The organism is Spiroplasma endosymbiont of Cantharis rufa (genome assembly GCF_964019665.1).
GTDB lineage: Bacteria > Bacillota_I > Bacilli_A > Mycoplasmatales > Mycoplasmataceae > Spiroplasma_A.
In genome coordinates this window covers 705063-717244 of record NZ_OZ026459.1, presented here as the reverse complement: position 1 = coordinate 717244, position 12182 = coordinate 705063, and the positions used below count along the sequence as shown (strand labels likewise).

General features: G+C 25.3%; 10 protein-coding genes. 8 read left to right on the top strand and 2 right to left on the bottom strand.

Going from position 1 to position 12182, the window contains the following annotated elements; all coding sequences use genetic code 4:
- Positions 1-59: 59 nt before the first annotated feature.
- Complete coding sequence (locus tag AACL15_RS03130; protein WP_339030843.1) at positions 60-896, bottom strand: SDR family oxidoreductase; 837 nt, start codon at positions 894-896, stop codon at positions 60-62.
- A 631-nt stretch (positions 897-1527) separates the two neighbouring features.
- Between AACL15_RS03130 and AACL15_RS03125 the strand changes: the two genes are divergently transcribed.
- The 6 genes from AACL15_RS03125 to AACL15_RS03100 are packed head-to-tail and all read left to right on the top strand — an operon-like array spanning position 1528 to position 8732.
- A complete protein-coding gene (locus AACL15_RS03125) occupies positions 1528-3210 on the top strand; it encodes a PTS transporter subunit EIIC (protein WP_339030846.1) in 1683 nt (560 codons plus the stop codon).
- Between the two features lie 29 nt (positions 3211-3239).
- Positions 3240-3938, top strand: coding sequence for a GntR family transcriptional regulator (locus AACL15_RS03120; RefSeq protein WP_339030848.1), 699 nt, complete (start codon positions 3240-3242; stop codon positions 3936-3938).
- Between the two features lie 35 nt (positions 3939-3973).
- Positions 3974-5830: a PTS transporter subunit EIIC gene (locus tag AACL15_RS03115; RefSeq protein WP_339033350.1), complete on the top strand. Its 1857-nt coding sequence runs from the start codon at positions 3974-3976 to the stop codon at positions 5828-5830.
- A 2-nt stretch (positions 5831-5832) separates the two neighbouring features.
- Positions 5833-7284: a glycoside hydrolase family 32 protein gene (locus AACL15_RS03110; RefSeq protein WP_339033349.1), complete on the top strand. Its 1452-nt coding sequence runs from the start codon at positions 5833-5835 to the stop codon at positions 7282-7284.
- A gap of 2 nt (positions 7285-7286) precedes the next feature.
- Positions 7287-8204, top strand: coding sequence for a carbohydrate kinase (locus AACL15_RS03105; RefSeq protein ID WP_339033348.1), 918 nt, complete (start codon positions 7287-7289; stop codon positions 8202-8204).
- Between the two features lie 42 nt (positions 8205-8246).
- Positions 8247-8732, top strand: coding sequence for a GNAT family N-acetyltransferase (locus tag AACL15_RS03100; protein WP_339033347.1), 486 nt, complete (start codon positions 8247-8249; stop codon positions 8730-8732).
- A gap of 24 nt (positions 8733-8756) precedes the next feature.
- Here the strand turns inward: AACL15_RS03100 and AACL15_RS03095 are convergent, their stop codons facing one another.
- Complete coding sequence (locus AACL15_RS03095; protein ID WP_339033346.1) at positions 8757-9611, bottom strand: formylglycine-generating enzyme family protein; 855 nt, start codon at positions 9609-9611, stop codon at positions 8757-8759.
- Between the two features lie 79 nt (positions 9612-9690).
- On the opposite strand from AACL15_RS03095, the gene AACL15_RS03090 reads away from it, so the two are divergent.
- Together AACL15_RS03090 and AACL15_RS03085 are read left to right on the top strand one after the other, a co-directional pair.
- The gene (locus AACL15_RS03090; RefSeq protein WP_339033345.1) at positions 9691-10524 is read left to right on the top strand and encodes a sulfite exporter TauE/SafE family protein; all 834 of its coding nucleotides are present in this window, start codon (positions 9691-9693) and stop codon (positions 10522-10524) included.
- 114 nt (positions 10525-10638) lie between these two features.
- On the top strand, positions 10639-12177 hold the full coding sequence (locus AACL15_RS03085; protein ID WP_339033344.1) for a sulfatase: 1539 nt from the start codon (positions 10639-10641) through the stop codon (positions 12175-12177).
- Positions 12178-12182 lie beyond the last annotated feature (5 nt).

Sequence of the window (12182 nt, the reverse complement as noted above, 5' to 3'; positions counted from 1 at the left end):
AATTTTTGATAACTAATTTTAGTTATCTTTTTTTATTTATATGTTCATTTTAAAAAGCCTTATTTTACATGTAAATTTGTAGCTTCTTTTTTTAATTTTTTCATATCTTTTTTTAAATTTGAAATTTTATCTTCTGCTTTTTTATAAGCATCTCGACCTGTAAAAATATGAAGAGGTGGTTTTGAATCTTTATTAGTTAAATTAATAATAAATTCACAATATTTTTCTGGATCACCATCTTGTTGTTTATTAAATTTGGCAATTCCATCAAAATAAGCATCTCTTGCTATTTTATAGTCTTCAATTTTACTTTCTCCAGTTACCATTGAAGTTGCTTCTAAAAAGTTTGTTCTAAAACCTCCAGGTTTTATACAACTTACACTGATATTTAAATTTTCAAGTTCATGACTTAAAGCTTCTGTTCAACCATCAGTTGCAAATTTAACAGCTGCATATGTAGAAATATATGGATCTCCTACATAACCTCAAACTGAAGATGTTGTAAAGATATGCCCAGATTTTTGTTTTCTCATATATGGTAATGCTGCTCTAGTTGCATTCAAAGTTCCAAAAAAATTAATTTCAAAACACTTTCTAATTTCTTCATCAGTTGTTTCTTCAAAAGTCCATAGTTGACCATATCCCGCGTTATTTAGTAAAATATCAATTGAACCAAACTTATCAAAACATTGTTTCATTGCTTTATCTAGTTCCTTTTGTTTTGATAAATCAACTTTTACAGCTAATAAATTATCATTTTTACCAATTTCTTTAACTATTTTTTCTGGACTTCTACTTGTTGCTAAAACACAATGTCCTTTTTCTAACAATTTCTTAACAAATATTAGGCCAAATCCTTGACTTGCACCTGTTATAAATCACACTTTGTTTTTCATAAATTAATTTCTCCCTTAATTATTTTATTATTATACAACTTAAATAGGGATAATTAACTTAAAACTAAATATATACTTTTATTAATGTGTGTTAATTATAATAGGAAATAATTAACACCCTCTAATAATAAAAAAAAAAAAAAAAGCAAAGCAAAATATTAATTTAAAAAAAATTTTACTAATTGTAAAACTTTTCCTAAAACATTTTTAAGTGGAGTATTTATTTTTAACTTATAAAAGTGTATAGATTTTTTCTTCTTTTTTTGAAACAATCTTATTGAAGGAGATTTAATCTTCTTCACAAATGTTTTTCTCATATTACTAATACTCTTAAATAAATAAACAACAAATAGGAAATTTCTTTGTTCTTAATTCCTGTTTTATAATTATTTATAAATTTACTATTTACTTATATAACTACTCATAGTTTTCCAAATAAATTTTTAAAAGTATTAGTCTTAAAAAATATTTCCAATAACCAATGTTATGTCCTTAATATTGGTTATTTTTTTTGTTTTTTTACAGTTTATATAATAATTCTTTTAAATAATAAAAACTTATGATTATAGGTATATAACTTTTTAGCAAAAAACTAAATAATGAAAGTGTAAAGGATTTAAAGGTGTTAAATATGTCTAAAAATATATTTTATGACAATGCAGTTTTAATGGTGGATTTACTTGGTGGTAAAGAAAATATTAAAGAAATCCAACATTGCGCAACAAGATTAAGATTTGTATTAAAAAATGATGATAAATTTGACTTAGAAAAAGTTAAAAAACATCCTTTATTTAAAGGTTATAAAAAACAAGAAAATCAACATCAAATTATTATTGGTACAGGGGTTGTTGATAAACTTTATAAACAAATAGAAATTGTAATTGACACTAAAAATACTGATGGAGATTTAAAAATTGAAAATAAACAGCCATTATGAAGAAAAGATGTTTCTGTAAAATCTAACTTGTTTATGATTTCAAAAAATGGAATGAATTCATTTGCATCAATTTTTGTACCATTAGTTCCTGTTTTTATTGCTGGGGGAATGTCTTTAGCACTTAAATCCTTAATTGGTTCATTTGCTCCATCTTCAGGTTTTACAAAATTACTTGATGTAATTGGAGGAGCAATTTTAGGATCAATTCCCGCATTTGTTGGTTATACTGCTGCAAAAAAATGAGGAGGTAATCCTTATTTAGGAATGGCTATGGGGCTTGTATTGATATCTCCAGGTTTATTAAATAGTTATTCAACAAGTACTCCAGTTTTATTAGGATTTGATTTAAACACTTCTGCAAGTGCAATTGAAAATGCTAGACAGCTTGCTTTTAGTGAATATTTATTGAATAATAATTTACCTATTATTGGTCCAGAAGATCAGGGTTATTTAGAAGCACTAAATAAAACAGTAGGTGTTTATTACTATATTTTTGGTGGTGGTGCAGGTGGATTTTTCAAAATTAAATTAATAGGTTATCAAGCTCAAATAGTGCCTGTTTTATTAGTTTTAGCTCTTTCTGTAAATTTAGAACGACTTTTAAAAAAAATTACTCCTAATGTAATTGCTATATTAATAATTCCATTAGGAACAGTATTAATTTCATCATGATTAGCTTTTTGAGTAATCGGACCATTAGGACAAATTATTGGAAAAGGGATATCAATTGGTTTAGCAGGAATTTTTAAATATACAAATTGAAGTTTTATTGGATTTGGGGGAATGATATTTGCTTTCTTTTATCCTTTCCTTGTTATTACAGGTTTACATCAAGGTTTTTTACCAATTGAAACTCAACTATTAGTTGATAGTCAATTAAAGTATGGTCACTCATTTTCATTTATAACTCCAGTTGCTTGTGTATCAAATATTGCACAAGGAACTGCAGCGTTAATGTTAATTTTCTTTGTAAAAAAAGATAAGGAACAGATTACAAAAGCAAGTTCAAGTGCAATTGGTGGTTATACAGGTATAACTGAACCAGCTATGTTTGGAATTAATTTACAAATAAAACCTTTATTTATTGCAGCTGCAATTGGAAGTGGTATTGCTGGTTGATGATTAGGAATGACACATACAGTTGCAAATTCCTTGGGAAGTGCAAGTTGAATTGGTCTTGTTCAATTTGATTGAACAACAAGTCATACAATTAATTACTTTAATCAGGAAGGAATTAATTCGGTATTACAATCAGTTCCTATGGGTGCACATATCTCTATTGCTATGTTAATTTCGGGTTTATCAACGGCTGGAATTAGTACTGGGCTATTGAAAACCAAATGGGGGAAAAAGTCTCTTGAAAACTACTTAAAGTAGTATAATAAGTGTAATAAAGGGACACTATTATGGATAAAAAATGAGAAGTTATCTTTGACTACTTAATGTATTTAATTAGAGAAAATAAGGTTGTTAGAGGTGAAGTTTTACCTAGTCAAAATATGTTGAAAACCAAATTTGGCTATTCAGAACAACCAATAAGAATAGCTTTTAATAAATTAATAGAATTAAAAATTGTTAAATCAATTAATGGAAAAGGCTTTGTTGTTCAAGATAAAATTTCTAATAATTTATTATTTAGTTTTAGGGAATTATTTCCCGGTTCAAACAACAAATATTATGATTTAGTTGAAATTGTTTGTAGTAAAGAATTAGCCAAAGTTAGTGGATTTCAAGAAAATAGAAAATTATGACACTTTAAATGCTTAAGAAAAACAAATACAAATGAAGTAATTTTGTACCAAGAAAGTTATATTTTAAAAGATAAATTTAGAAATGTAACAATTGAAAAATTAAATGAAAGTGGATTAATGTTTTTAATTGAAAAACACTCAAATTCAATTATAAGTCATTCTTCAAAGTCAATTTCCTTTGTTAAAGAAAGTGAAAATGAAGAATTATTAAAAAATTTTAAAGATAGAGACTCATTTAACTTTATTCTTGATTTAGGTAAAGTTTATGATATTTTTGGTGAGATATTGGAATTTAGAAAAAGCTGATATGATCCAAAACATTTTAAATGAAACTTTATTGAGTGAAGAAAATAAATTAATAATAAAATAAGTGGAAGGAATATATATCAATGAAAAAAGTTAATTATTCACTAGAAGCACAAAATTTTATAAAGGCTGTAGGTGGTAAAACAAATATTGAATCTTATTTACATTGTGTAACAAGATTACGTTTTAATGTAATTGATAAAGAAAAGGTGGATGTTGAACAAATTAAATCATCACCAATTGCAAAAGGAATAAATTGAACGCAAAATCAATTACAAATTATTTTAGGAACAGGAGTTGTGGAAGCAACTTATAGTGAAGTTCAAAAAATATTGGAAACTAATATTTCTCAAGCAGGTGATGAAGGTTCTTCATCAGATATTTCATATGAAGAATTTAAAATTAAAGCAAAAGCAAATAAGGAAGCATTAAGAAATAGTGGGGGAAAATTTGCATGATTGCAAATGAGCATGAAAACATTGGGAGATATATTCTTGCCAATTATTCCAGCTATTGTAGCTGCTGGTTTAGCAATGGGTTTTGCTGCTTTAATAAAAAATTTAATTCCATATAATTCATCATCAGATTCATTGCTTTGAATAATTGTTGATATTGTAACTAAAACTGCTTTTAGTTCATTAGCAGTATTAGTTTGTTGATCAACTGTTAAAAGATTTGGTGGAAATCCTGTATTAGGTATTATTATTGGTTTAATGTTAATTAGTCCATTATTACCTGACAAGGGATTAATTGCAGCTTATAATGCTCAAAGTAATTTCTTAGATGGTGGAGGAACAGAACAACAATGAATTAATGCAGGTTTAAAATGATTAGATGAACCAGTTCTTCCAATAATGGTTTGAATAATTCCAATTACAGGATATCAAGGATCAGTTTTACCTGCTTTAGTAGTAGGTATTGGTGTTGCTTATCTAGAAAAGTTTATTAAAACTTGAATGCCTAAGTCTGTCAATATTATTTTTACACCATTCTTAACAATTTTAATTGCATTATTAGCAGCATTATTTATATTAGGACCAATTTTATTATTAGTAGAAAATGGGGTATTAATTGGAACAAAAGAAATTTTGGGAGTACCATTTGGTTTTGGTACAGCAATAGTTGCAGGGTTATTACAAGTAATTGTTATAACAGGATGTCATCAAGTTTTACAAGGATTAGAAATGCAATTAGTAATTGATGGAAGTATTCCACAAGGGGCTAATGCTGAAATAATGGGTTCAATCTTCAACGCTATTTGAACTGCTTCAATTATTTCACAAGGTGGAGCTGCAATGGCAGTTGCTCTTAAAACTAAATCTAAACAAGAAAAAAACTTAGGAATGTCTTCAGCAGTTTCAACAATGTTTGGAATAACAGAACCTGCTATATTTGGAGTTAATTTACCGAAAATAAAACCATTTATTTATGCATCAATAGGTGGTTTTGTTGGAGGATTCTTTGCAGGGTTATTAAATGTAACTTGTCCTGGAATGGGTGTTACTGTAATTCCAGGTCTATTATTATACTCAGGAGATTGAGTAAAATTAATTTTAATAATTTTAGTAAATATTATTTCATTTGGTTCTGCATTTCTTCTAACAATATTCTTTTATTGAGAATCAGGAAGAAAAATTTCTGAAAAACAAATTAATAAGCAAGCTGAAAAAATAGTAAGTGCACAAATAGATATTAAAAATATTCAAAAAAATAAAGAAGTAGAAAACTATAATAATTTATTTACTAATGCAGAAAAAAAATTAATTAAATTACAAAATAAAGAAAAAAAATTAATAGAAGATAAATTAAAATATGAAAAATATGTTGAAGAAGTAAAAGTAATAAGACAAAAAGAAAAAGAAGAAAATGAAAAAAATAAAAGTGATAAAATTAAACTTAAAGAAGAAGAAAAGAAATTAAAAAATAAAAATGGGGATTAAAAATGAAATGAGAAAAATATAGTTTAATTAATGAAAGTCATTTAAATTTATTTAAAAAATATCATAATAAAAAACAAAAAAATTGATATAACAATCAATTTCATTTAGCAGGTTATTGTGGATCAACAAATGATCCAAATGGATTAGTATATTATAAGGGACAATATTTTATTTTCATGCAGAATTGTCCTTTTAGTATTCAACATTATAATAAGTCATGAGCGTTATATACAACAAAAGATTTTATTAATTATGTTTATGAGGGTTTAACTTTAATTCCTTCAACTGATTATGATAAAAATGGGGTTTTTTCAGGTAGTGCAAGAGTCAATAAAAATGGAGAAATAGAAATCTATTACACAGGTAATGTTAAGTTTAATGATTTAGAAAGAACAAGTTATACTTTAAAAGCTTTAATTGATTTAAAAGAAAAAATTATAACTAAGGAATTACTATTTGAATGTGACTTAAAAAAATACACTGGTCATTTTAGAGACCCAGTTGTTTTTGAAAACAATAACAAATTATTTATGTTGAATGGTGCTCAAACTTTAGATAAAAAAGGAGTACTAAATGTATATGAATTTATTGATGAATCTTGACAATGAACTAAGGACATAATAGTTGATGAAAAGGATGAACAAAATTCTTATATGGTTGAATGTCCAAATTTTTTTAAAATAGAAAATAAAGAGTATATTATGGCTTGTTTAGAGCAAGATGCCTCTTTAAAAGATGGAAGTCACTTTGTTAAATATAGAGAAGTTAAATTTGATAACAAAGCAAATTTTAAATTTAAATCAAGTTTTAATAAAATAGATTTAGGTTTTGATTTTTATGCTCCTCAAATATTTTCAAATACTGATGATAGAATTATTATGTTGGGTTGACTAGGAAATTCAAAATCTAATCCATTTCCAAAAGAACTAAAAACTTGAAGTAATCATTTAACTGTACCAAGACAGTTAACTTTAAAAAATAATATAATTACTCAATTGCCAATTAAAGAATTAGAAAAATTAAGATTAAATAAAATTTCTTTAAAAAATAATAGTTTTTATTATAAAAATGGTTTAGTAGAACTTAAGGCCAATAAAATTTTAAATAAGGATTTTGAAATTTTAATTAAAAATAAAAATAAAAATGTAGTTCTTAAAAATGAAAATAATATTTTTTCAATAGATAGAAGTCTAATGGATTATAATGATGAATTAAATTTGCCTTCAAAATTAAATTTTGATAACTTAAAAATTAATACTCTGAGAATTTTAATTGATAGAAGCTGTTTAGAAATATTTATTAATGAAGGGGAACAAGTTATCTCTTTAAGATTTTTTATTAAAAACCATAATCAAATAGTAACAAACTTAAAAGAAGTAGATGTAATACAACTTGATTCAAATAAATATGTTTGAAATAATATAATTTTTAAAAATGAATTAAAGGAAAAATAAATATGAAAAAAATAATTTCAATAGGTGAAGTTTTAATGGATGTCTATTCTCATGGCAAAAATATTCAAAGTGAAGTAGGTGGAGCAAGTTTTAATGTTGCATGCTCAATTGCAGCTTTAAAAAATAATGAAAGTTATTTTATGGGAAGCTTAGGAAATGATGAGTATAAACAAGAAATAGAATTATTAATAAAAAAATTTGATATTAAAAGAGATTATATCCAAAATTCAAAGCTACCAACGACAATTGCAAAAGTTACACTAGATGAAAATAGAGAAAGATTTTTTGAATTTATTAGAAATAGCGATGCTGATTTTTCACTATCTAAATTTGATGAAAAGAAATTAAAGGAAATTGATTTTATTCATTTCGGTAGTGCTACTGCTTTTTTATCAGGAAATTTAAATAAATCTTATTGAGATTTATTTAAATTTGCCAATGAAAATAAAATTAGTTTTTGTTTCGATCCAAATTTTAGAGATAAACTTTGAATTACTAAAGAAGAAATTGCTACATTTAAAAGTCTGTGTAGTAAATTTTTGGAGAAAGCAAATTTAATTAAATTAAGTGATGAGGAATTATTTTTATTAACTCAAATTAATAATGAAACTGAAGCATTAAAAAGTTTAATGAATAATAATCCAAAAAGTTTAATTTGTATAACAAGAGGTAGCAAAGACACAATGTGTGGTTGAAAAAATGAAATTATTTTTGTAAGTACTATAAAATCTGATATTGTAGAAGATACTACAGGAGCGGGCGATGCCTTTATATCTTGTTTAATAAGTGATTACGTTACAGAAAAAATATGTAGTGATTCATCAAAAGAAAAAATTATTGAGATAGTTTCTAAAGCTAATGGTTTTGCAAATAAGGCAGTTAGATACATTGGAGCACTAGCATTTCTAGAAAAGCTATAAGAATAATTTTTACTAAAGATAGTATTAAAAGGAAAATTTAAAATGATAAATATAATTTTTAGTTCAAGATTAATTTTAAGAAAAGTTAATTTAGAAGATGCCTCAGATATGTTTGAATATGCTTCAAATACAGAAAATATAAAATACGTAGAGTTTGAAAAACATAAGTCAATTGAAGATACAAAGTTAAATATAAAAAATTATTTTTTAAAAAGCTCTGAAAATAAATTTGCAATAGTTTTAAAAGAAAATAATAAAATGATTGGCACAATAGAGTTTAGAATTAATGGTAATGAAGCAAATTTTGGATGAATTATTAATAAAGATTATTGATCAAAAGGTTTTTGTACTGAAGCTGCTAAAGAGTTAATAAAAATTTATAATGAAAAATATAACATTAGTTTATTTTCAGCTTTAGTTATGCCAGAGAATTTAGCTTCAAAAAGGGTTCTTGACAAACTTGGATTTAAATACAAAAAAAATCTAATTAAAAAATTTACTTATGAAAAGTATATTTTAAAGTTCTAAAAAAATTATAATTGAATTATTTTATTAGATATCTTTTACACATCTAAAACCCATATTTCCAGCAGTTGATCTTGGTGCAGTTCCATTTCTAGAATATACTTTATATCTTTTACAAAAACCATCATGACATAAATATGAACCACCCCTTATGGCATAATCTTTATTTTCATTAATTTCTGAATTAGATATTTCATCAGTTTTCTTTTTTTGAAAATATTCTAAGGAAACATTTTTTGCATTTATACATCATTCTCAAATATTTCCTAACATTTGATAAACTCCATAACCATTTGGTTCAAAACTTTTTGCTGGTGCTAAATCTAAGAAACCATCTTCTAATGTATTCCCAAATGGAAAGTCTCCATTTCAAATATTTAAATTATGTTTATTATTTTGTTTTAATTCATTTCCTCAACTAAATTTATTTTGTACTAAACCACCTCGGGCTGCATATTCTCATTCTGCTTCTGTTGGCAATCTTTTTCCAGATCATTTGCAATATTCAATAGCGTCATATAATGAAACATGAACAACGGGGTAATTCATTTTATTTGTAATATTTGATTTAGGACCTTGAGGGTGTTTTCAATTTGCACCAGGAACATCAAATCAAATACCCATTAAATCTGCTTTTTGATATTTAAGTCTTTCTTCTTTATTTAACAGAGCTGCAAATACAAATGAATTACCAAATTTTTCTGCTTCAGTTATATAGTTAGTTTCATTAATAAATTTTTGAAATTCTTCATTTGTGACAGAAGTTTCATCGATATAAAAGCCATTAATTTCTATAAGAGTAGGAGGGCCTTCTTTATCATAAATAAAACCATCTTCAGATTCACTTCCCATTAAAAACTTGCCACTTTTTATTAAAATCATAATTCCTCCATTAATATAATTATAGAATTTTTTCCAAAAAATGCAATTATTATTGTAAAATTTATTTGGAGATATAAAAATGGAAATTACGTTACTATGATTATCTATTATTGTTTTATTAATCTCAATATTGGGATCAATTTCAGGAGTTGGAGGAGGGGTACTTTATGTTCCCTTATTTCTAGTATTCTTAAATGATGAATTGAATGAGATAAAATATATATCTACATTTTTAGTATTTTTAGGTTCCTTTATGAACGTTGCAATTGAAATAGTAAAAAAAAGACTTAACTATAAAATTTTATTAGTAGGAGTCGTCTTCTCAACTATTTCTATTTTAATTGGAAATGTAATATCTAAAAGTATTAATTCAGATGCTGTAATTAAAATTATTGTAGCAGTAACATTAATTATTGTAACTTTTATGTTAATTTATTCAGAATATTTCTTAAAAGTAAAAGATAATAGTCAAAAGCAATATAAGCTTAATAAAAACTTTTACATAATAAATAAAGAGGGTGATAAAATTAATATTATTTTATTATCTTTAATTTCATTTATTGGTGGAATTATAACATCTTTAACTGGAATGGGTGGTGGTCCTATAATAATGCCTCTACTTATAATTATTTTTTCTTTAAAAATTAGTTCTGCAGCACCAATTTCACATACTTTAATCATGGTTTCATCTTTTATTTCTTTGATCTTGAATCCAATATCTATGGGTTATAATCCCTGAGTTGTTAAAGAGATTTGAGTCAAAAATTTAGTTTTTGCTATACCAGTTATACTTGGCTTTATTGCAGCTATATATTTAAAGAAAGTTATTAAAAAAGAAATTTATATTAAGTGACTATTGATAATTGTCATTTGAATTTCTATCATAAAAATAATTTTAGATTTAATTAAATAAAAACAACTCTATTTAATACATTTTATATAGTAATTATTCCAAAATAACTATTAATTTTGGAATAATTATTATATTATATTTGTAGGCTAGTATTAGTCTACAAAGGAGAAAAAAATGAGAGCAGTTATATTAATGTTTGATACTTTAACAAGAAAGTATCTACCTAATTATGGTAATGATTGAGTTCACGCACCAAACTTTAAAAGATTAGGTGAAAGAACAATGACTTTTGATAATTTTTATGCAGGAAGCATGCCATGTATGCCTGCAAGAAGAGAAATACATACCGGAAGATATAATTTTTTACATAGAGATTGAGGTCAATTAGAGCCTTTTGATAATTCAGTATTTGAACATTTAAAAAATAGTGATATTTATACACATTTAACAACTGATCATTGACATTATTGAGAAGATGGTGGAGGAACTTATCATACCAGATATAATACTTGGGAGGGGTTTAGAGGACAGGAATACGATCAATGAGTTCCTGCTGCTTATGGCAATAATCATGAACAACCTCATAAAAATGATATAAATACTTTTTTTGATCCAGCAACTAGACCAGAAAAATATAACTTTTTAAAATATGGTAAAGCTAATTTAGCAAACTTAACACAAGATGATACTAGTTATCCTAGTGTGCAAACAATGTTATCAGGAATTGAATTTTTAAAAGGTCATAAAGATTTGGATAATTGATTGCTACAAATTGAGTGTTTTGATCCTCATGAACCGTTTGTAACTCCTCAAAAATATAGAGATATTTATGGTGCTAAATATACAGATAATATTCCTAACTGACCTAAATACAGCCACTATGATGAAGAAAAAGATGCAGAAACAGTTAAAAAACTTCAAATAGAATATGCTGCATTAATTTCAATGATAGATGTATATTTAGGAAAAATTTTGGATTACTTTGATGAAAATGATTTATGAAAGGACACAATGTTAATTGTAAATACAGATCATGGGTTTTTAACAGGTGAACATAACTTTGTTGGTAAAACATCAGCACCTTGATATGATGAATTAATTCATACGCCTTTCTTTTTACATATTCCAGAATTTTCAAATATGGATGGAAAAAGATTTGACAAGTTATGTCAAACAATTGATATAGCTCCAACTCTTTTAGAATATTTCAATTTGGAAAATAACTTTGATCAAGATGGAAAATCTATTTATGAAGCTCTAAAAAAAGACCAAAATAATCACAAGGAAATTTTATTTGGAAATAATGGTGGTCATGTAAATATATATGATGGAAAATATGTTTATATGAAAGCATCCAAAAGTGAAGCAAATTTCCCAAATACTCAGTATACTTTAAATTTTAATTTTATGAAGGGGTTCTTACCAAATTTCTTTTTAAATAATATGGAATATGTAAAAGGAACACGATATTCAAATGGAATGCCAATGATGAAATATAATTTACAAGAGTTTCCAATGACGCCAAATTCATTTAAATATGGAGATTTATTATTTGACTTAGAAAAAGATCCAAAACAGTTAAATCCTTTAAAAGATAAGAAAATTGAATCGATGATGATTAAAAAATTAATTAAAAAAATGAAATCAATTGATACACCTCCAGAGGTATATGAAAGAATTGGTTTAAAAGAAGAGGTATCAAAAATAGTTTAATATTC